This window comes from Vibrio ponticus (genome assembly GCF_009938225.1).
GTDB lineage: Bacteria > Pseudomonadota > Gammaproteobacteria > Enterobacterales > Vibrionaceae > Vibrio > Vibrio ponticus.
This window is the reverse complement of the sequence record NZ_AP019657.1, coordinates 2646230-2668826: the sequence shown is the minus strand read 5'-3', so window position 1 is coordinate 2668826 and position 22597 is coordinate 2646230. Positions and strand designations below refer to the sequence as shown.

The window sequence follows — 22597 nt, the reverse complement described above, 5'->3', positions numbered from 1 at the left end:
TGATTTATCAATGTTTAAAGCGTAGAAAAGAAAAAAGGTCATGCTATTGCTAACATGACCTCTTAATTAATGATGAACCAACAAAGATTAGTTCATGCCGTATTTTTTCAGTTTCTTACGAAGAGTACCGCGGTTGATGCCCATCATAGTTGCTGCGCGAGTTTGGTTACCGCGAGTGTACTGCATGATGGTGTCTAGTAGTGGCTGTTCAACTTCAGCTAGAACTAATTCGTATAGTTCTGTAACTTCTTGACCGTTTAATTGAGCAAGATAGTTTTTAAGAGACGCTTTAACAGAATCACGTAGTGGCTTTTGCGTGATTTGATCTTGTGAAGTTACTGTAGTTACTGTTAATGCTTCTGAAGTTAGATTTTGTTCGAACATATTCGGTCTAGCTCTTCTCGTAATTATGGTGCAACGTTATCAAAATAACCTTCTAACGCCTCAAGTTGCTCTGCAGCAAGGTCGATTGCGTTGAAGGTACGGCGAAACTCGTTAGCCTGCTCATGCTCTTTTAGGTACCAACCCACATGCTTACGAGCAATGCGAGGGCCTAAGAACTCTCCATAAAATTCATGTAGAGCGTTCACATGACCAAGCATAATGCCTTTCACTTCCTCAAGAGGAAGGGGCGACATCACGGTGCCGTTTTCCAAATAGTGCTGGATTTCCTGGAAAATCCAAGGACGACCCTGGGCAGGGCGTCCAATCATCAGAGCGTCTGCACCGGTATAATCCAGTACAAATTTCGCCTTCTCAGGGCTATCGATATCACCGTTAGCGATAACCGGAATTGAGATAGCTTGTTTTACCGCCTTGATGCTGTCGTATTCGGCCTCACCTTTGTACATACACGCTTTAGTGCGCCCATGAAGGGCTAAAGCCTGTATGCCGCAGTCTTCGGCTAATTTAGCGATGTAGACACAGTTTTTGTTTTCTGGGTCCCAGCCAGTACGGGTTTTCAATGTCACAGGGACATCGACTGCATTGACTACCGTTTTCAGAATATCTTCGATGATATCTGGATACTTAAGTAATGCAGAGCCGGCTAGCTTTTTATTCACTTTTTTAGCTGGGCAGCCCATATTGATGTCGATGATTTGCGCACCGTTTTCAACACTAAACTGAGCTGCTTCAGCCATAAGCTGGGGATCAGCGCCTGCGATCTGTACCGAACGAATGCCCGATTCGCCTTCGTGTACCATGCGCTGTTTTGATTTCGCAGTCTTCCAAAGCTTTGGGTTCGACGACATCATTTCACTGACGGCCATACCCGCGCCATATCGGAGACACAACTCTCGAAAAGGTCTATCCGTAACGCCCGCCATTGGAGCAACGATTAGTTTGTTCTTAAGTTGATAATTACCTATTTTCAAAACGTCTTCACAGTTCTGTACCAGCAAGGGCGCGCATTTTACGCATTTTTTCACTGCGTGAAAAGACTAATATTTGAGCATTTACAAATTGTTTTGTTAATTTGTTTAAATTTCAGTCTATTAGCCGCAAAAACCTTGTCTAGCCTTGCTTGCGACCTGAGATGCGACACCATTCACTTTGCTCTTTAATTGGATCAATGTGAAGCTCGTCACGGTAATGGTCAGCCACATCTTCCGCTTGGGTATCTAAAACGCCCGACATTGCTAACAAACCATTTTCTTTGACCAAACCTTTAATGATTGGAGCCAGTTCACGTAATGGGCCTGCCAAAATATTAGCAACTACCACATCTGCGATTAGACCTTCAGGTTGATCTTGAGGAAGGAAAACTTCAAGCTGTTCCGCCACGCCATTACGCTCGGCGTTATCTTTAGACGCGAGTAGAGCTTGAGGATCAATGTCGATCCCGATAACTTGTTCAGCACCAAGTTTGATCGCCGCGATCGCGAGGATGCCTGAGCCACAGCCGAAGTCGATAACCGTTTTGCCTTGTAGATCGAGACCTTCTAGCCACTCAAGACACAGCGCAGTTGTCGGGTGAGTACCTGTACCAAAAGCAAGGCCTGGGTCGAGCATAACATTGACGGCATCTGGCTCTGGGATTTCACGCCAGCTTGGGCAGATCCATAGACGCTCACCGAATTTCATTGGGTGGAAGTTATCCATCCATTCGCGTTCCCAGTCTTTATCTTCGATTTGCTCAACTTTGTAAGCAAAGTCTTCCGCGAGCATATTGCTTGCTTTGATTTGGTTTAAAACAAACTGAGTGTCAGCTTCGGCATCATACAGTGCCAGAATATCGGTATCACCCCATAAGCGAGTTTCACCTGGTAGAGGTTCAAATACTGGTGTGTCTTGCGCATCTAAAAAGGTTACGGATAGCGCGCCAGTCTCTTCCATTAGCATGTCACCGATCATTTCGGCGTTTTCATTGGTCGCATTGAGTTTGATTTGAATCCAAGGCATGAGTATGTGCTCTTAACGTGGTTGAATCAGAATATTGGCGCAGAGTTTAGCAGCCAGAAGCAAAAATGCCCACGTAATGTGGGCATTTAACGCGATTAAGCGAGGCGATTATTGCAGACCAAGCTTCTTCTCTAGGTAGTGGATGTTTGCACCACCGTGTTGGAAGTTCTCGTCATTCATAATTGAAATTTGTAGCGGCACGTTTGTTTTGATGCCTTCTACAATCATCTCACCCAGTGCATTTTTCATGCGTGCGATGGCTACGTCGCGGTTCTCACCGTAAGTGATCAGCTTACCGATCATTGAGTCGTAGTGAGGTGGTACTGTGTAACCAGAGTAGATATGAGATTCCCAACGTACGCCCATGCCGCCAGGTGCATGGAAACGTTCGATCTTACCTGGAGAAGGTAGGAAACGCTCAGGATCTTCTGCGTTGATACGACATTCAATCGCATGACCACGGATCTTAATGTCATCTTGAGTGAATGACAGTGGTTGACCTGCGGCAACACGTAGCTGCTCTTTGATTAGGTCAACGCCAGTGACCATCTCAGTTACTGGGTGCTCTACCTGAATACGAGTGTTCATTTCGATGAAGTAGAACTCGCCGTTTTCGTATAGGAATTCGAACGTACCAGCGCCGCGGTAGCCGATTTCAAGACAAGCACGAGTACAACGTTCACCGATGTACTTACGCATCTCTTCCGTGATGCCTGGGGCTGGAGCTTCTTCAACCACTTTTTGGTGACGACGTTGCATTGAACAGTCACGTTCACCTAGGTGAATTGCGCCGCCTTGACCGTCAGCAATCACTTGAACTTCAACGTGACGAGGATTTTCTAGGAATTTCTCCATGTAAACCATGTCGTTGTTGAAGGCTGCTTTTGCTTCTGCGCGCGTCATTGCGATAGCTTGAGTTAGATCAGCTTCGCTACGTACAACACGCATACCACGACCACCGCCGCCGCCAGACGCTTTGATGATTACTGGGTAACCAATGCGTTTTGCGTGAGCTTTGTTCTTCACTTCATCGTTGTCTAGTGGACCGTCAGAACCAGGTACACATGGAACGCCCGCTTTTTTCATTGCGTTGATAGCTGAAACCTTGTCACCCATCATGCGGATGGTATCCGCTTTTGGACCAACAAAGATAAAGCCACTACGTTCAACTTGCTCTGCAAAGTCTGCGTTTTCAGACAAGAAGCCGTAGCCTGGGTGAATCGCTACTGCGCCAGTCACTTCAGCCGCTGAAATGATGCGTGGAATGTTTAGGTAGCTATCAATACCGCGCGCAGGACCGATACAGATTGATTCATCTGCAAGCAATACGTGCTTAAGGTCGCGGTCAGCCGTAGAGTGTACCGCTACGGTTTTGATGCCTAGCTCTTTACATGCGCGAAGAATACGAAGTGCAATTTCACCTCGGTTCGCGATGACTAATTTATCTAGCATAGCTTCAGCCTCGATTATTCGATTACTACTAGCGGCTGGTCGAATTCTACTGGTTGACCATCTTCTACTAGGATTGCAGTTACCACACCAGATTTATCTGCTTCGATTTGGTTCATCATCTTCATCGCTTCAACGATACATAGAGTATCGCCAGCTTTAACGCTTTGACCTACTTCGATGAAAGATTTCGCGTCTGGACTTGGAGAGCGGTAGAAAGTACCAACCATTGGAGAAAGAACTTGGTGACCCGCAGGCGCTGCTGGAGCCGCTGCTTCTGCTGCAACTGGAGCCGCCGCTACTGGTGCTGCCACTGGAGCAGGTGCTGCTGCGTATTGAATCGGTGCTGCTTGTACAGGAGCTGCTGTGCCGTGACGACTGATGCGTACTGACTCTTCACCTTCAGAAATCTCTAGCTCAGCGATGCCAGACTCTTCTACTAATTCAATCAGCTTCTTAATTTTACGGATATCCATGTTTGCTTTCTCTTTTATCTTGTGAGTAAGACAACCCGCGAGGGTTGCAGAGTGTTAGGTTACTTTGCCTGCAGTTGCTTGATCGCGGCAGACAATGCAAATTCGTAGCCTTGTGCACCTAAACCACATATCACGCCTTGTGCTTTATCAGACAAGTATGAGTGATGTCGAAATGGTTCTCGGGCGTGCACATTGGACAAATGTACTTCTATAAATGGGATTGCTACGCCAAGTAAGGCATCACGCAGCGCTACGCTGGTGTGAGTAAATGCCGCTGGATTTATAATGATAAAATCCACTTGGTTGTATGCAGCATGAATCGCCTCAATTAGCTCATATTCGCGATTGGATTGAAGATGCTCGAGTTCAACGCCCACATTTGCCGCTTGTTGCGTCAAAGTGGCGACGATTTGGTCGAGTGTTTGCGACCCATAATGTGCAGGCTCGCGAAGCCCTAATAAATTAAGGTTCGGACCGTTCAGAAGTAGAATTCGTGATTTTGCTGACATTATGTGGCTATCTTCCTTTATCGTGAGTGAAACGAGTCGGTTTCCTAATATACGATAAATCAACGCGATTTTTCAGTGCAAATCGAGCGATTTTAAAAAAATCGTCCACGATTATAGCTAATTCAGCGCAATTAGCAGCAATTTACTGGTCTAATCACCCACAATTGCTTGTATTTTCTGTAACAGAGATAACAGAAAAGCCATGTAGAAAAGTCAAATAGGCGACAAATAATCAGATCTGAACACAAAAAAAGCCGTCACTCAGTGACGGCCTTAGCAGTTATTGGTGGAAATTACGCCAATTCGGCTTTTTCTGCGATAAGTTTGTCTACCACACTTGGATCCGCAAGGGTTGAAGTATCACCAAGGTTACTGGTGTCACCCGTGGCGATCTTACGCAGGATACGGCGCATGATCTTACCTGAGCGCGTTTTCGGTAGAGAGTCTGTCCAGTGCAGCACGTCTGGTGTTGCAATTGGACCAATTTCCTTACGCACCCAATCTTTAACTTCTTTGTGCAGCTCTGCTGATGGGAACTCACCATCATTGAGCGTCACGTAAGCGTAGATAGCTTGACCTTTGATATCGTGAGGAATACCAACAATCGCAGCTTCGGCAATCTTGTCGTGTGCAACCAGTGCTGATTCAATTTCGGCGGTACCCATACGGTGCCCCGATACGTTCAGTACGTCATCAACACGGCCAGTGATCCAGTAGTAACCATCTTCATCACGTCGCGCGCCATCACTGGTAAAGTACATGCCTTTAAAGGTCGAGAAGTACGTTTGCTCAAAGCGTTCATGATCACCATATACGGTACGCATCTGACCTGGCCATGAATCTAGAATCACTAGGTTACCTTCAGCTGCTGTCTCTTCAATGATGTTACCCATGTTGTCGACAAGTGCCGGTTGTACGCCGAAGAATGGACGTGTTGCCGAACCCGGCTTCAGATCGGTGGCGCCTGGTAGTGGAGCAATCAAGATACCGCCAGTCTCAGTTTGCCACCAAGTATCAACGATCGGTGATTTTTCATTACCGATGGTTTTGTAGTACCACTCCCACGCTTCTGGGTTGATTGGCTCACCAACCGAGCCCATAACACGCAGACTAGAGCGAGAAGTGCCTTCAACCGCTTCGTTGCCTTTCGCCATTAGTGCGCGGATAGCCGTTGGTGCAGTGTAAAGAATGTTCACTTGATGTTTATCTACCACTTCACTCATACGAGCAGTGTTTGGATAGTTTGGCACACCTTCAAATAGGATTGTTTTCGCACCATTGGCTAGTGGACCATAGATTAGGTAAGTATGACCGGTGATCCAGCCCACATCCGCCGTACACCAGAAAGTTTCACCTGGTTGGTAATCAAATACGTATTTAAACGTCATGGTTGCGTAAACCAAGTAACCACCAGTGGTATGCAGTACGCCTTTAGGTTTACCTGTTGACCCCGAGGTGTAAAGGATGAACAGTGGATCTTCGGCTTTCATTTCTTCTGGCGGGCAAACTTCAGAAGCGTTAGCTGTTGCTTCATGCCACCAAACATCACGATGTTCATGCCAGTCAATATCGCCACCGGTGCGTTTCAGAACCATCACTTTTTTAATCGTCGTGACTTCTGGGTTAGTCAGTGCTTCATCAACGTTCTTTTTCAGTGGAACGGCACGACCGCCACGCACACCTTCGTCAGCGGTGATCACGACCTTTGCATCGGAGTCGATGATACGACCAGAGAGTGCTTCAGGAGAGAAGCCGCCGAATACCACAGTGTGGACTGCGCCAATACGGGTACAAGCTAGCATCGCAATTGCGGCTTCTGGAACCATTGGCATATAAAGACAAACAACATCGCCTTTATGTACGCCTTGCTCTTTCAGTGCGTTGGAAAACTTACACACTTCTTTGTGTAATTCGTTGAAGGTCAGTGTTTTGTCATCGGCAGGATCATCGCCTTCCCAGATAATCGCGATGTCATCACCGCGCTCAGCAAGGTGGCGGTCAATACAGTTAGCAGAAACGTTAAGTGTGCCATCTTCAAACCAACGAATGTCAACATGACCAGTATCAAACGAGGTGCTTTTCACTTTAGTGAACGGTTTGATCCAATCTACGACTTTGCCGTGCTCACTCCAGAATCCTTCTGGATCTGAGACTGACTGCTGATACATGGCAAGGTAGGTGTCATTATCCGCATGTGTTGTTGCTTTGATATTCTCTTTTACCGGATAAACGTGGACTTCACTCATTGCTTCTCTCCTTGTGAATTGAGCGATAATTTAAACGCGAGGTTGTAGGGTGAGCGTTTAAAATCACATCTTTAATCTTCTAGCTCTGAGCCAACTTGCCCAAACCTAGCAATGCTATAACTTTCAATCACAGCGCCCATTTTCTCAATTAGACTTTAGGATTAATGCGCAATAGGGAGAGTGATTGAGAGCGCATTTCAGCGCCCAATTAATGAATTCAAACAATTAGCGCTGATAAGGAATACTTAGACTCGGTAGGTCGCCTTTGGTCAATCGTACAAAGACCAGCGCCGCAGAGATGGCATCTTGCAGCGCATCGTGTTTGTCTTGTAAGGGCAGGTCTAAGTGCTTGCAGATTGCATCTAAACTTAAGTCGAAGTAAGCATTGGGCAGATGCTGTTCTAATTTGTCATGGTAGATCTGGCTCACTTCAATCAGTGGATTTGGCAATGGAAAGCCAAGCTGCTTCTTACATGCCAGATCGAGGATCTTTTTATCGTAGCGAATGTGGTAGCCCACTAACGGTCGATTGCCGATGAACTCAAGTAGCTTGAGCAGTGCTTGTTTTTCATCGATTCCATCTTCGAGATCTTTATGCCGAATCCGGTGGATCTTTACTGAGCCAGAATCGAGAGATTGAGGCGCACGCAAGCGAACCTCAAAGGGTTGGCTGGTAATAATGCGATTATCAATGATCTTAGTCGCGGCGATGGTCACCAATTCAGCCCGATTAGGGTCTAAGCTGGTGGTTTCACAATCGAGTGAGACGTACTCACCTTTAGCGACAGCTCCAAAGTAGTGCTGAAAAGGAGAGCCTTTGAGTTTGTAGTACCAGTAACGTCTTTGAAGCCAGTTCATACTCGTCCTCACTAATCTCTTATTTGATAATGATAGCCTAAGAATTGCTTGAATTTTTTCACCACATGCAGACTGTGGCGCAGCAGATCTCGTTCGCTTCTGTCGAGCTGTTTGAGGTCAATTCGATTGTGGCTATGCTGGTTTGATAGTTGCTGTGCAAGGCGAAGCTTAAAGAATAGCTTTAACGCTTCATTGAGGTTATCGGCTGTCTCGGGTTCGAGTATTTTCTTATGACGCAGTGCTTCAATACGCTCAAAGGTGTTGTTTTCATTGATGCCATATTCAAGCGCTAAGGTACGGATGCCGTGCACCACGGGGAATATACCGCCGCTTTTTAGATCGAGCCCTTGTTTATCATTCTTCACGTTGCCAAAGAGTGTCAGAGGCAAGGAAAACTGCAGAGCGGGGCGAGAGAAGTCCTGTAGGGTGAGCATGTTGTTAAACATGATGCTATGTAAGTGTTCACTTACTGGTTTAAGTAGCTCGTCATTACCGGCGACCGCATGGGCATCTGCCATGATTGCAAGCTTCATCACTTGCTCTGCATTGGTGGCTTTCGACCACTGTTTTAGGGTCTTTTGCCAATCAGATTGCGACTTGACCCATTCTGGATTGTTGACCATGACATTACCAGGACAGAGCGGGTAACCTAACTGCTGCAGTGTATGGGTCAGCTCATTCATGACATTGCCACACTGTGACCATTCCAAACCATCTTTGAGGATCAAGGCGTTGTCTTGATCGGTTTTTAGAATTTGCTCGCCGCGCCCTTCTGAGCCTAACACAATCAAGCAACAGTGATCGTGGAGGGCGGGAGGGACAACTAACTCGAATGCTTTTTCGATGATTTGTTCATTGACCGCAGAAATGAGCTCCATGATGAAACGAGTACGGATGCCGTTGCTAAGTAAGCTATCCACCAGTTGGCGCTGTTTATTGGAGGCAATAGCCAGCTCATCGACGCTGGTGGCGCGTGCAATACTCAGGGTGAGCACATGTGAGTGAGTCGAAAAGGCACTGAGGATTTGCGTCATATCCAACATGCCGACGGGTTGATTGCCGTCGCACACCATGAGACGCTTCATGCGATTTCGCGTCATGGAAATCATCGCATTGAATAGAAAATCCCCTTCATCAACATGCATCACAGGAAAAGTGGCAACTTCCCCCACAGGGGTATCAAGTGGCAAACGGTCTAGCATGACCGCATGCAGCATATTGGTGCGGGTAATAATGCCGTAAGGTAGTTCGTTAGGGTGCGCTTGCCGGCGTTGGTCATCGTCTGCCAATTCAATTAATGCAGAATCGACCGCATTAGATTTCAGAAACCGCGTGACCTCATCCAATGGTTGGTCATATTTCAAAATGCGCGGTGGATGATAGATCTCGCTATCGACTTTAGTCAGAATGAATTCGGCGAGGTTTTGCTGCTGTTGAGCCGCCTCAATTAAAGCTTGGCGTTTTGATAAGTTATTATCGAAGTACGCCGCAAATTGACCGTTCTGTTCATACAAGTCGAGAAATACTTCTTTAGGCAGTAAATAGGAGAGCGTATCTTCAAGCGCAATGTAGTTGTGGCGCGCTTCTCCCTCAAATAAAGCGCGTACATCGAATAGATCATCATTCGCGTAGTGGGCAAAGATCTCTTTACCATCACTGGATTGTTCTTCAACCACCCCTTTGATCAAAATGTGCAGGTGTCGACTGGTCGTCCCACTTTTGAGGATGGTATCTCGCCCACGAAAATAGGCGACATCCAGTGAAGCTCTCAAGGTTTGTTGCTGGGCTTCATCGAGTCGGTCAAATGGGGGAGATTGCATGTTGAATTTATCTGGCATAGCGCACCTACAAAGACAATCGAACTATCGTCTAGTGTGACAAATCGCGCCATTTTCGCCAGACGACTTTGGTCGAAGCAAAGTCCATCTTTGCAAAGAGGAAATGCGTGTTTTTGAATGTTCCCTTTTTATCCATTCCAGTTGCGTGGATAATATCGTCAGCTTAATGTCTTGAATTAGAGGTCACCATGTTTACCCCTTCGCCTTACGGCTGGATTTCTCAATACCTAGTCGGTTTCTTTTTCGCCTATGGTGTCTATCTCCCATTTTGGTCACTTTGGTTTGAAAACCAAGGTGTATCACCAGCTGATATTGGTCTTTTGGTCGGTATTGGTTTTGCAACGCGTTGTGTTGCCAACTTAGTTATCACACCACGTATTCACAAAGTCGAGCATCTCATGCCGGCGCTGCGTGCGTTCAGTTTGGCTGGCTTGCTATTTGTTGGTTTCCACTTCTTTACTGGTGGCAGTTTCTGGCTTATGGCAGTCGCGACGGTGTTATTTAACCTTTGCTGTGGTCCTATCGTGCCGATCTCGGATGCAATGGCGAACCATTATGCTCGCTTAAAAATGCTCGATTATGGTCGTACTCGTCTATGGGGCTCGATTGCCTTTATCGCCGGATCAACTGTGGTGGGTTATCTCGTCTCGCTCTATGGTACGGATATGATTCTCTACACGGCAATGGTGGGGATGTTAGCCGCATTGCTGTTCTCGATGCGTGCGATTAATCCGATGCCAGTCACGGAAAGTGAAGCGCAGATGGAGCGTCCGAAAGTGCTCGCACTGCTACGTGAAAATAGCGTAATTCGCTTTTTGGCTTTGGTGGCTTTAATTCAAGGTAGTCATGCCGCTTACTACAGTTTCAGTACCATTTATTGGAAAGAAGCAGGCTACTCGGAAGCAACGATTGGTTACTTATGGAGCCTAGGTGTGCTGGCTGAGATTGCCATCTTTGCCTTAAGTAAGCGTCTATTTGTTGGTTGGAGTTTACGCGCGCTGTTTTTAGTGGCATCGGTTGGGGTGATTGTGCGTTGGGGGCTCACCGCATCGACCACGGCACTGGTAGCATTGGTCGCTATTCAGTTGCTGCATGGTGTGACGTTTGCGGTTGCTCATATCGCGGCAATTCAATACATCCAAGCGTCGGCACAAAACCGCATGGTGGCTCTACAAGCGCTGTACAATGCGATTCCTCTTGGTGCATTTATTGCGTTGATGACGGCGCTCAGTGGTTGGGGTTATGAAAACTGGGGCGCGAATGTGTTTTGGGTGATGGCCGCGATGGGAGTATTAGCTCTGTTTATTCGTGCAGAGCCGAAAACACGTCAACGTCACGATGAGTTAAATAAAGCGGAGCTTGAAGCACAGAATTAACCTCATCTGATTGATATTTATACACTCTGTTAGTTTAATAGCGTTATCTAACAGAGTGTAATTTAAGGATATCGCATGCAAGGATGGCTAGTGATTCCCGTATCATTATTGTATCTCGGTCTGTTGTTTTGGATCGCGTGGTATGGCGATCAAAAACGCAGTTGGCTGGCGAAGTGGCGGCCTTGGATATATAGCTTATCCATTGCGGTATATTGTACTTCGTGGACATTTTACGGCACGGTCGGGCAAGCAAGCAGCAATCCGTGGTCTTTCCTTCCTATCTATATTGCCCCCATCATCGTTTTCACCTTAGGTTGGCGAATCCTCGCCAGACTGATCATTATTGCTAAGCGCGAACACATTACATCGATAGCGGACTTTATCGCGGCTCGATATGGTAAGTCACAAGGGCTGGCGGTTGTGATCACCTTAATCGCAGTAGTCGGTATCTTGCCTTATATCGCTTTGCAACTGCGTGGTATTACCATGGGGCTTGAAGTTGTTGCGCCAACCTTGAAAGAGCAAGGGCTACTTGCTGGTGTTGATGCTTCGTGGTTTGTGGTCTTGGCGCTGGCTATATTTACCATGCTGTTTGGTACTCGCCATATCGATAATACCGAACATCATCGTGGCATGATGATGGCGATCGCGTTTGAGTCGATTGTAAAGCTGGTGGCATTTATGACCGTCGGCTGTTTCATTCTCTTCCTCGCCTTAAACCGCAGTGACATTGTCTTAATGGACTTGGCGGCGCAAACCTATCAGGCGCCCAATTGGCCAACATTGATTATCCATACGGTGTTGACCATGTTAGCGATTCTCTGTTTACCGCGTCAGTTCCATACCATGGTGGTGGAGAATGAGCGCCCACAAGACTTACACACCGCGCGCTGGTTATTTCCACTCTATCTGATCTTAATGGGCTTGTTTGTCTTGCCGATTGCATGGGTTGGTCAAGGGCTACTTGCTGGCGTGAGTGCTGACACTTACGTCATCAGTTTACCAATGTCTGTTGGGGCAACCGATATGGCGTTATTGGCATTTTTAGGTGGCACATCGGCTGCCAGTGGTATGGTGATTGTCTCGACCATCGCACTGGCTATCATGGTATCCAACGACTTGGTGATGCCATTACTGCTGCGTCGGATGCGCTTGAGTAATCGTGGTCATCGCCAGTTTTCTGGATTGCTATTGGTGATCCGCCGTGGTTTGATTTTGTTGTTGCTTCTAGGGGCTTGGGGTTTTTATCAGGTACTGGGCAACATTCCTTCGCTGTCGGCGATAGGATTTCTCTCGTTTGCCGCGATAGGTCAGTTTGCGCCAGCACTGATTGGCGGTATGTATTGGCGCCAAGGAAATCGTAAGGGTGTTTACGTTGGGCTGCTATTTGGCTTTGCGGTATGGCTAATCACGCTAATGAATGCGACAGGCTTGTTGGCCGGTGATAGCCATAACAATGTACTGCTTTGGTTAATAGAACCACCGACCATCTTGCGTGAGGTGGGCTTACAAGCTTCAGAATGGGGGATAGTGCTGAGCTTAAGCGCCAACACCTTATGCTATATATTGATTTCTATCCTGACGCGCGCCAGTTTGAGTGAGCGACTGCAATCGGCTTCGTTTATTGGTACGCCGTTGCCGGAAAGTGAGAACATGAGCCTCTACCAAAGCCGAGTGACGGTGGCTGAACTAGAGATGCTCGCTTCACGGTTTGTCGGTCGCCATCGAGTGCGCAGCGCCTTTCAACAATATTGGGGGCAGCAACGACAAACGTTAATGCCCAATCAGCAAGCACCTTCAAGTTTGATCCGCCATACCGAGCGTGTCTTAGCTGGGGTGTTTGGTGCCTCTTCCGCTAAGTTAGTGCTTACTTCTGCTTTGCAAGGCAGAAACATGCAGTTGGAAGAGGTGGCGACCATTGTCGACGAAGCCTCTGAACTGTATGACTTTAGTCGTGGCTTACTGCAAGGTGCGATTGAACATATTGGCCAAGGGATTGCGGTTGTCGACAAGCAGTTAAGGTTGGTGGCATGGAACCAGCGCTATCTAGAGTTGTTCGAATTTCCCCCTGGGTTGATTCAAGTCGGTCGCCCGATTGCTGACGTGATTCGTCATAATGCCGAGCAAGGTTTGTGTGGTCTTGGTGACCCAGAGGATCATGTGCGGCGCCGGATATACCACTTAGAACAAGGTACTCGTCATACTTCTTCGCGTGTTCGCCCTGATGGGCGCGTGATCGAAGTGCAAGGAAATCCGATGCCAGGTGGCGGATTTGTGATGAGTTTTACCGATATCACCGTCTTCCGTGATGCCGAGCAAGCCTTGAAAGAGGCCAATGAAACGCTTGAAGAGCGTGTGCAGGCTCGTACGCAAGAGTTAGAACGTCTCAACAAGCAACTGGTCACGGCGACTCAGCGCTCTGAACATGAGTCGCGTTCGAAATCCCGCTTCTTAGCCGCGGTCAGTCATGACTTAATGCAGCCGCTTAATGCCGCGCGCTTGTTTGCTTCATCTCTTTCTGAAGTGGCGAAGGAGAGTGAAACCAAGCAATTGGCCAATCACATTGAAAGTGCTCTTGGGGCTGCCGAAGATTTGATTGGCGATCTTTTGGATATTTCTCGCCTCGAGTCCGGCAAGTTAGACGTTAATGTGCACGGTTTCGCGATTAACGATGTGCTCTCCAATCTTAATGCCGAGTTCAGTGCTTTGGCTAAACAGCAGGGTATTGAGTTTAGTATGGTGCCGAGTCAGTTGCTGGTGGAATCTGATCCCAAATTACTGCGCCGTGTGGTTCAGAACTTTTTGACTAACGCGTTCCGCTACAGTCCACGTGGAAAGGTGGTGTTAGGAGTCCGCCGTGATGGCGATGATGTTCGAATCGAAGTTTGGGATAACGGTGAAGGGATCAACGAAGATAAGCAGCAAGAGATCTTTGAAGAGTTTAACCGAGGCAATCAGGTTCGCTCGGACCAAGGGTTGGGGTTAGGTCTTGCGATCTCCAAAGGGATTGCCAATGTGCTTGGTCATCAGATTGCGATGCGTTCTTGGCCCGGTAGTGGCAGTGTGTTTTCGATTCGTCTAAAACGAGCTGCCTTTGCGGCGCCGCAAGCCGTTGCTTCACCGATTCAAGCTGCATCGGATCTCAGCCATATCAAAGTGCTGTGCGTCGACAATGAAACCGACATTTTGATCGGTATGGAGCAGTTACTCGCTCGATGGGGATGCGATGTGCGATGCGCCGTTGATATTGTTGAGAGCATGCAAGCGATAGAGGATGCTTGGCAGCCGGATGTGATTCTCTCCGATTACCGTCTTGATAATGGTCGTACCGGGCTTGAGGTATTGCAGCAGTGTCGTTTACGTCTTGGGGATAGCTTTATCGGGGTGATCATCAGTGCTGATCGCACCCCTGATATGTTGGCAGGCATCGAGTCGAACAGCTTTAGCTTTATACCTAAACCAGTCAAGCCACTCAAACTCAGGGCGATACTCAACTGTATCGCCTAGGACGGATATCTGGTTATTGTTCACTTAGCAGCGTTTCGTATTTTACAAACGCTGTTTGAGTGTCACCGTAATACAGCACGCCGTCTGCTTGCGCCGCAACACGTAACCAACTTTGTTCTGATGCCGGTGCGGGTAGTTTGATAAACCAGTTTTTACCGTCCTCACTTGCTGGCTGCATATCGAGAGGTTTAGCTTGCTGATCAGCATCGTCAACCAGAGATAGCTTGATGCCTTCTAGCGGAAAAGCGGATGTCAGCGATAGCTCTAATCCTTCGGCGGTTAGATTCTCTGAACGGAACTTGATTTTAAATTCGCCATTTTCCATATCACAGATACCACTGGTGTAGCGGCAGTTTGATTTGCTCAGCAGCTTGTAGCTTTGCCCCTCTTTAGCCGCGTGAGGCTTCTCACTCAGAGCTAAGTCGGTACCAAAGTAAGCGATAATAGAAAGAATTGGCGCGACCAACAGGGCGATGATGATGTGTTTGTTTTTAAACATAGGGCTTCCTTGCTACTACGACGGGCTAAAATTTTATACCTAATAACTCATGAGCTTACTGAGTTAAGTTATTGGGTATAGAACTTTATTTAAACAGACTAAGAGGAATAAAAAAGCCCCCGTAGGGGCTTTTGTGCTTTAGGTTAGATTTTAGTGGTCGACTGCGTCACCTGCACCAGCTGGTACACGTACGTGCTCAACCAGATCTTTCACTTCTTGTGGTGTTTCCGCGGTTACTTTCGATACAGCGAATGCCACGATGAAGTTGAATAGCGCACCAATCGCACCGAATGCATTTGGTTCGATGCCGAAGAACCAGTTGCTACCCCAGCTTTCTAGGTAAGTCCAATCCGCAACAAATAGGATGCCTTTGTGTTGGAATACGTAGAATAGCGTCACACTGATACCTGCGATCATACCGGCAATCGCACCTTCTTTGTTGATGCTCTTGCTAAAGATACCCATCATCAATGCAGGGAAGATGGAGGATCCGGCAAGACCGAAGGCGAGGGCTACCGTACCGGCGGCAAAGCCTGGTGGATTGAGACCTAAGTAGCCTGCCACCGCAATTGCCACCGCCATCGATATCCGGCTAGCAAGTAGCTCTTTCTTCTCAGAAATGTTCGGGTTGATAACACCTTTAATTAAGTCATGGGATATCGCCGAGGAGATAGCCAACAATAGACCCGCTGCGGTAGACAGTGCCGCTGCCAGACCACCCGCCGCGACAAGTGCGATTACCCAGTTAGGCAGTTTCGCAATCTCAGGGTTAGCCAGTACCATGATGTCACGGTCAACTTTCAACTCGTTGGTGGCTGGGTTTGAGGTGTACTCAATCAGACCATCGTTGTTTTTGTCATCAAAGCCCAGTAGACCTGTTTTTTCCCAGTTCTTGAACCAGTCAGGACGCTCATCATAAGCAAGGTGCTGACCAGGAGCTGGATTCACAGTATCCATTAGGTTTAGACGCGCCATCGCAGATACAGCAGGAGCTGTTGTGTATAGGATTGCGATGAACAGTAGTGCGTAACCTGCTGACGTTCGTGCATCACGTACTTTAGGTACAGTGAAGAAACGGATGATTACGTGCGGTAGACCTGCGGTACCAATCATTAGTGACATGGTGTAGACGAACATGTTGAGTGTATCGCCACGAACTTGGGTGGTGTATTCACTAAAGCCAAGTTCTGTCACCACCTGATCGAGCCGGTCGAGTAGATAGACATCGGTGCCGGAAATGGTACTCCCAAGACCGATTTGTGGCAGAGGGTGACCAGTTAGCTGCAGAGAGATAAAGATTGCAGGGATAGTGTAAGCAAGAATGAGTACGCAATATTGAGCAATCTGCGTGTACGTAATACCTTTCATGCCGCCCATTACCGCGTACATAAATACGATACACATACCGATCAGTAGACCTGTTGAGTAATCAACTTCTAGGAAACGACCAAATGCTACACCCACACCTTTCATCTGACCGATAACGTAAGTTACTGATGCGATGATAAGACACACAACCGCAACGATACGTGCAGTGTTTGAGTAGAAGCGTTCGCCCACGAACTCTGGCACGGTAAACTTACCAAACTTACGTAGGTAAGGTGCCAGTAGTAGAGCAAGTAGTACGTAACCACCAGTCCAACCCATTAGGAATACGGAACCACCGTAGCCCATAAAGGCAATTAGACCCGCCATTGAAATGAACGATGCTGCTGACATCCAGTCAGCGGCTGTCGCCATGCCGTTTGCAATTGGGTTTACACCGCCGCCAGCGACATAGAATTCTTTCGTTGAGCCAGCACGAGCCCAGATTGCAATACCTATGTAGAGGATAAATGTCGCCCCTACAACTAGGTAAGTGATAGTTTTCAAATCCATCTGAGCTACTCCTTACTCATCTACATTAAATTCGCGGTCGATCTGACGCATCTTCCACGCATAGTAGAAAATGATCCCTAGGAAGGTATAGATGGAGCCTTGTTGAGCAAACCAGAAGCCAAGTTTGTAGCCACCAATCTGGAATTGGTTAAGCACATCAACAAATAAGATGCCACAGCCAAAAGATACGAAGAACCAAACAACCATTAAACCGATCATTAGTCTTACGTTCTTTTCCCAATAGGCTTTGGCTCGTTCCTGACTTTCAAACGCCATTGCCGTCTCCTTACGCATGTTTGTTGTTAAGAATTTGTTTCACGATTTACAATAGCAGCGTCGTGACAAGATCTCTTTTCAACTTTAGTCGGCAATGGTTTTTGATTAAATTCTTTTAAAACAATGGCTTAAAATATTTGCTGGTATTTTATGAATGTTAATTTTGTGTTAACTAAGCCAAAGGTCTAATGCTGTAGCACGAGTAATGGTGGATCGATCACACAAAATAGAAGTCGCGAATCCCCATTAATAGATTATTTAGTGCAACAGCCGCCAAAATCAGCCCCATGACACGACTAATGATCGCCGCGCCTACGCTGCCGATCCGCTTGTGGATATGGCTAGCCATTAATAGAAATAACAGCGTAATGATCAATACGGAGAGCATGACACCGGCGGTGATTGCTTGGTCGATAAGCGAGTAGCGGTGGTTATCGGTCAGCATCACAATTGCCATCATGGCACCCGGAGAGGCAATCGAAGGCATTGCGAGAGGGTAGACGGCGAGATCCGCTAATTCAGAGTGGCTTAATTCTTGGGTTAATTTTTTTTCTTGATCGGGCTTACTCTCCCCAAAGATCATGGTGAGTGCAAACAGGAGTAACACTAACCCACCCGCAGCTTGAAAAGCAGGCAACGGAATTTGCATCGCTTCCAGTAACAATTGACCGGCAATTAAGAAAAACAGCAACAAACCGGTTGCGATGGCGACAGCCTTGAGTGCCACGAGGCGGCGCTGTTTAACAGACAAATGTTGAGTTTGTGATAGGTAAACAGGCACGGTTCCGACCGGATCGATGACTGCCCACAAGACGACGAATTGAGTAAGCACAATACTAAGCAAAGTGATCTCCCAGAGTTAGTTAGATGGGTGAGACTATTGTGACGTGAGAACCCACTCAAATTGCCATCGGGCAAAAGGCGAGCTATAACGATACGAATTATCTCAGGAATTAACAGAGGGATAGGTGTGTTAAAACACCAACATGCTAAGTGTAGCAAAAGTCATGCAAGAGAAAGTTAGCGTTGAGTGAATTAACCTTCAGACTCAAGCTGCTGCAACAAAATTACCGCTTGAGTACGATTTTTTACTCCGAGTTTACGGAAAATCGCCGTCATATGCGCTTTGATGGTCGCTTCAGATACGTTGAGTTCGTACGCGATCTGTTTGTTGAGCAAGCCATCAGACAGCATGCCCAGTACCTTGTATTGCTGCGGTGTCAGGGTGGCAATTTTTTCCGCGAGATCGGTACACGCTGCGTTATTGGTAATGGATCCTTCGGGGAAGAAAGGTTCGCCATTGAGTACCTGATTGAGCGCACTGATCAGCTCGCGCATATCGCTCGATTTAGGGATAAAACCAAACGCACCGTGGCTTTTCACTTGAGTGACAACCGATGGTTCTTCACTGGCGGAAACGACGACAATCGGTAGATCAGGGTATTCAGCTCGAAGCTGAATTAAGCCTGACATGCCATTTGCCCCCGGCATTTTTAGATCAAGTAACAACAGATCCGGATCCGACTCTTTCGCCAACAATGTGAGCAGTGCTTCCAACGAGTCCGCTTCAAGCAAGTTCGCGCCACTGATAGCCATATGAATGGCTTGAAACAAGGCATTTCGAAATAGCGGGTGGTCGTCAGCAATAATAATCGTGTAAGTCGAATCCATGACGTTAATCACTTATTGTTATTTGGTTAATAGAATTATTATGTTGTTTGACTGATTGAACAATGTTTGTACGCTAAAAGTCTGAACTAAATCGACTTTTGTCTTAGAAATAAAAACGCCCCAGACAAACTGGGGCGTTTAACTTAACCATGATTGCGCTTAGAGCTGGTGGTTATCAAGATGCTGAATGAAGCTTGGCGCATCCATAAAACCTGTAATACGAGCACTAACTAAGTGCTGACCACTGTGGTCCCAAAACTCGATAGTCGGCAGTCCAAGTACGTTAAGGCGCTGAAGTAATTCAATATCTTGCATCTGATTTTTCGTTACATCGGCTTGCAGCAAAATGAAGTCTTGCAGTTTGGCTTCGACTTCTGGCGTATGGAAGGTGTATTTTTCAAACTCTTTACAGGCGACACACCAGTCTGCGTAGTAGTCGAGCATCACAGGTTTACCTGCTTGTTTCGCTTTTGCTAGTTGTGCTTCAAGCTCGCTGACCGTTGCAACCTTGATAAACTCAACGCGCGCTTGATGCTCTTGTGCGGGTGGGTTTATCCAGGTGCTGTATAGCGGTTGAACCGAAGTCACTAAGCCAAGTACCGCGATAATGCCGACCATGCTTTGCTTCCAACCACCAAATGTGAGGCTGTTTTTTATATGGTAGAGCCAACCAAAGGCTGCAATACCGAGAACAGACCAAAGTGTCGTTGCCCAACTTTCTGGCAAGATACGTTCAAGTAAGAAAATCGGCGCAGCAAGGAGCACGAAACCAAACAGGATTTTAACGCGATCCATCCAGCCGCCGGCTTTTGGTAGCAGTTTGTTGCCAAACACTGCCGCGAGCATCAGTGGAATACCCATACCTAATGCCAGCGCATAGAGTGCCACCGCGCCAGTTAGGAGATCGCCACTTTGAGCAACATAAAGCAGAGCACCAGAAAGCGGCGCTGTTGTGCAAGGTGAGCAGACTAAGCCTGATATCGCCCCCATGGCAAATACGCCAGCGTTACTGCCACCTTGCTGTTTGTTACTTAAACCACTTAGCCAGGTTTGCACACTGGCAGGCAGTTGTAAGGTGTAAGCACCAAACATCGACAGGGCAAGAGCAACGAACATGATGCTAAGACCAATCAATACGTATGGATGCTGCATCGCCGCTTGAAACTGCATGCCAGCGGAAGCCACGACTAACCCCAGCAGGGTATAAGTGAGCGCCATACCTTGCACATAAATAAACGATAAGCTTAGTGCTCGGCGATGGCTGAGCTTGCCACTGCCCAATACGATACTCGTAAGAATTGGGTACATCGGTAGTACGCATGGTGTGAAAGCCAGACCTACCCCCAAAGCTAAAAATAGCAGTGGTGTCCACCAGTTATCGGCAAGCTTGCTGGCAAGAGAACTCTCTTGCGACTGCGGTGCGCTTGATTGAGTCGCAGTGGTTTGAGCTGTTGTGGTGTTGGTCGTCAAGTTATCCGGTGCGCTTTCAACAGAGTCTGATTTGCTTGCGACGAAAGGGTCTACATCAATAACGCGTGTTTCTGGCGGGTAGCAAAAACCAGCTTTGGCACACCCTTGATATTGGACGATCAAACGTGCGCCAGTTTGATATTGTTCAAGTGGCACTTCAACAAACAGCGGCTCGGTATAGATGTGTACGTCACCAAAAAATTCATCGTTGTATGGTTCACCATTGCGCATGGTGATCTCACCAAGAGTGACATTTTCTGCGCTCACGGAGATACGTTCTTGGTATAGGTAATAGTCCGGTTTGACCTGCCAGTCGAGGAAAACACGGTTGCCTTGTTGAAAATGGTTGAACGGGAATGCTTCATCAACCGGCACAAAGCGGTTGTTGTCAGTGGCAAAACTTGGTGTGCTGCTATTGTTGTTAAACAGCGCCATTGCAGGTGTCGCCACGACACTCAGGCATAAAATCAGAATGGAAAAAACTGAGCGCATAAAAAAATCACTTAATTTAACTTGCGGGTATTTTACGTACAGGTTGGATTTTTATCCAATGCAACCTTCATTTGACTTAATAGGACAGAGAAAACAGCCAAATAGTTTCAGTATTGAGGCTTTTTATTGTCGAGTGACGATTGTAAGGGGAAAGAAAAAAGGCGCCGCAGCGCCTTTTGAGATGTTGTGTTGACTTGACGTTCGTCAGTTTGTGCGAGGTGAGTTAAATCACCATACCGCCAAAGATAAAACCAAGTGTCACCGCAGAGGTAATCGTGACCACACCAGGAATAAAGAATGGGTGGTTGAATACGTATTTACCAATGCGCGTTGAGCCAGTGTCATCCATTTCGACTGCGGCGAGTAGAGTTGGGTAGGTAGGCAGAACGAATAGGGCACTGACGGCGGCAAATGATGCAACTGCCGTTAGCGGTGCCACACCAATCGCAAGCGCTGCTGGCATGAGTGCAACCGTGGTCGCCCCTTGAGAGTAGAGCAGCATCGACGCGAAAAATAGCACCAGCGCAAGCATCCATGGGTAGTCTGCTAATAGTTCACCAGCGAGCTCTTTAATGCCATCAACGTGTGCGTTAACAAACGTTGCCCCAAGCCATGCCACACCAAGAACACACACACAAGCTGTCATACCTGAGCGGAAAGTGCTGGCTGATGGAATTTGGTTGGCATCAATTTTAGTGGTCATTACAATCACAGCTGCCGCGGCTAGCATAACGGTCATGATTGCTTCATTACGACCAAGCGCAGGGTTATCAATAAGACCGATTGAGTCAGAGATCATCGCGGCGTAACACACCACAAGCGCGATTGCGGTTAAGAAAATGTAGGTCGCTTTTTTGGCGGTCGGTAGGATGTCACGTTTTTCTTCGCTGGCAAGCTTGATAAGCCCCTGCTCCAAACGTTGTTGGTAGATAGGATCATCTTTGAGTTCGCAGCCCATGAAGTTCGCGACGAATGCGCCGATCATACAAGCGATGAAAGTGGTTGGAATGCACACTGCCAGCAGCGTGAGGTAATCAACACCAACTGGTGCTAGCATTGCCGCGAAAGCCACCACCGCCGCTGAAATTGGCGAAGCTGTGATAGCGATTTGTGATGCAATGACCGCGATAGACAGTGGGCGAGACGGGCGCACACCTTGACCTTTTGCTACTTCTGCAATCACAGGTAAGGTTGAAAATGCGGTGTGACCTGTACCTGCCATAAGCGTCATTAGAAAAGTCACAATTGGCGCATAGAAGGTGATTCGCTTAGGGTTTTTACGCAGAAAGTTTTCCGCGACTTGTACTAGCCACTCTAAACCACCGGCGACTTGCATAGCGGCGATAGCGGTAATCACCGACATGATGATTAAAATTACATCGATTGGGATGAACGCTTGGCTGGTTGGTACACCTAATCCCAGTGATAGAGCGATAACACCAGCACCACCTGCGAAACCAATGCCAATGCCCCCGATTCTTGCTCCCAAGAAGATAAAGAGCAGAACGACGAACAGTTCGACTGCTACCATAAAATGACCCCCGTCTTTTTAAGTTTTATTCCATGATGTTAGCGGCATAAGCAAAAAGTGCTTAGGCAAAACGCGCAATACATCATAAGGTAAATTTAATCGCCAAATTGCGGCGTTA

General features: G+C 47.3%; 18 protein-coding genes. 2 read left to right on the top strand and 16 right to left on the bottom strand.

Annotation, left to right across the window (positions count from 1 at the left end; translation table 11 throughout):
• Positions 1-87: 87 nt before the first annotated feature.
• The 9 genes from fis to GZN30_RS11935 form a co-directional block, all read right to left on the bottom strand.
• On the bottom strand, positions 88-384 hold the full coding sequence (fis, locus tag GZN30_RS11975; RefSeq protein ID WP_000462885.1) for a DNA-binding transcriptional regulator Fis: 297 nt from the start codon (positions 382-384) through the stop codon (positions 88-90).
• A 23-nt stretch (positions 385-407) separates the two neighbouring features.
• Entirely contained in the window at positions 408-1376 is a 969-nt protein-coding gene (gene dusB, locus GZN30_RS11970) for a tRNA dihydrouridine synthase DusB (RefSeq protein WP_075649476.1), read from the bottom strand.
• Between the two features lie 139 nt (positions 1377-1515).
• On the bottom strand, positions 1516-2403 hold the full coding sequence (prmA, locus tag GZN30_RS11965) for a 50S ribosomal protein L11 methyltransferase (protein WP_075649475.1): 888 nt from the start codon (positions 2401-2403) through the stop codon (positions 1516-1518).
• A gap of 108 nt (positions 2404-2511) precedes the next feature.
• Positions 2512-3855, bottom strand: a complete 1344-nt coding sequence (gene accC, locus GZN30_RS11960; protein WP_075649474.1) for an acetyl-CoA carboxylase biotin carboxylase subunit — start codon at positions 3853-3855, stop codon at positions 2512-2514.
• A gap of 14 nt (positions 3856-3869) precedes the next feature.
• Entirely contained in the window at positions 3870-4328 is a 459-nt protein-coding gene (gene accB / locus GZN30_RS11955; protein WP_075649473.1) for an acetyl-CoA carboxylase biotin carboxyl carrier protein, read from the bottom strand.
• A 59-nt stretch (positions 4329-4387) separates the two neighbouring features.
• Entirely contained in the window at positions 4388-4837 is a 450-nt protein-coding gene (gene aroQ, locus GZN30_RS11950) for a type II 3-dehydroquinate dehydratase (RefSeq protein WP_075649472.1), read from the bottom strand.
• A gap of 293 nt (positions 4838-5130) precedes the next feature.
• Entirely contained in the window at positions 5131-7083 is a 1953-nt protein-coding gene (gene acs, locus GZN30_RS11945) for an acetate--CoA ligase (protein WP_075649471.1), read from the bottom strand.
• Between the two features lie 225 nt (positions 7084-7308).
• Entirely contained in the window at positions 7309-7941 is a 633-nt protein-coding gene (locus tag GZN30_RS11940; RefSeq protein WP_075649470.1) for a 3'-5' exonuclease, read from the bottom strand.
• Between the two features lie 11 nt (positions 7942-7952).
• Complete coding sequence (locus GZN30_RS11935) at positions 7953-9779, bottom strand: DUF294 nucleotidyltransferase-like domain-containing protein (protein WP_075649469.1); 1827 nt, start codon at positions 9777-9779, stop codon at positions 7953-7955.
• Positions 9780-9967: 188 nt separating this feature from the next.
• On the opposite strand from GZN30_RS11935, the gene GZN30_RS11930 reads away from it, so the two are divergent.
• Complete coding sequence (locus GZN30_RS11930) at positions 9968-11155, top strand: 3-phenylpropionate MFS transporter (protein WP_075649468.1); 1188 nt, start codon at positions 9968-9970, stop codon at positions 11153-11155.
• Positions 11156-11230: 75 nt separating this feature from the next.
• Positions 11231-14662 (top strand): hybrid sensor histidine kinase/response regulator, encoded by a 3432-nt coding sequence (locus GZN30_RS11925; RefSeq protein ID WP_075649467.1) that lies wholly within the window; start codon positions 11231-11233, stop codon positions 14660-14662.
• Between the two features lie 13 nt (positions 14663-14675).
• Here GZN30_RS11925 and GZN30_RS11920 read toward each other — a convergent pair whose 3' ends face one another.
• The 7 genes from GZN30_RS11920 to GZN30_RS11890 all read right to left on the bottom strand — a co-directional run bounded on the left by GZN30_RS11920 (position 14676) and on the right by GZN30_RS11890 (position 22479).
• On the bottom strand, positions 14676-15161 hold the full coding sequence (locus GZN30_RS11920) for a hypothetical protein (RefSeq protein WP_075649466.1): 486 nt from the start codon (positions 15159-15161) through the stop codon (positions 14676-14678).
• Positions 15162-15311: 150 nt separating this feature from the next.
• Positions 15312-17039, bottom strand: coding sequence for a sodium:solute symporter family protein (locus GZN30_RS11915; RefSeq protein ID WP_075649465.1), 1728 nt, complete (start codon positions 17037-17039; stop codon positions 15312-15314).
• A 12-nt stretch (positions 17040-17051) separates the two neighbouring features.
• The gene (locus tag GZN30_RS11910; RefSeq protein ID WP_075649464.1) at positions 17052-17315 is read right to left on the bottom strand and encodes a DUF4212 domain-containing protein; all 264 of its coding nucleotides are present in this window, start codon (positions 17313-17315) and stop codon (positions 17052-17054) included.
• Between the two features lie 217 nt (positions 17316-17532).
• On the bottom strand, positions 17533-18159 hold the full coding sequence (locus GZN30_RS11905; protein ID WP_075649463.1) for a MarC family protein: 627 nt from the start codon (positions 18157-18159) through the stop codon (positions 17533-17535).
• A gap of 191 nt (positions 18160-18350) precedes the next feature.
• A complete protein-coding gene (locus GZN30_RS11900; RefSeq protein ID WP_075649462.1) occupies positions 18351-18986 on the bottom strand; it encodes a response regulator in 636 nt (211 codons plus the stop codon).
• A gap of 159 nt (positions 18987-19145) precedes the next feature.
• Positions 19146-20948, bottom strand: coding sequence for a protein-disulfide reductase DsbD (locus tag GZN30_RS11895; protein WP_075649461.1), 1803 nt, complete (start codon positions 20946-20948; stop codon positions 19146-19148).
• A gap of 223 nt (positions 20949-21171) precedes the next feature.
• Entirely contained in the window at positions 21172-22479 is a 1308-nt protein-coding gene (locus GZN30_RS11890) for an anaerobic C4-dicarboxylate transporter (protein WP_075649460.1), read from the bottom strand.
• Positions 22480-22597 lie beyond the last annotated feature (118 nt).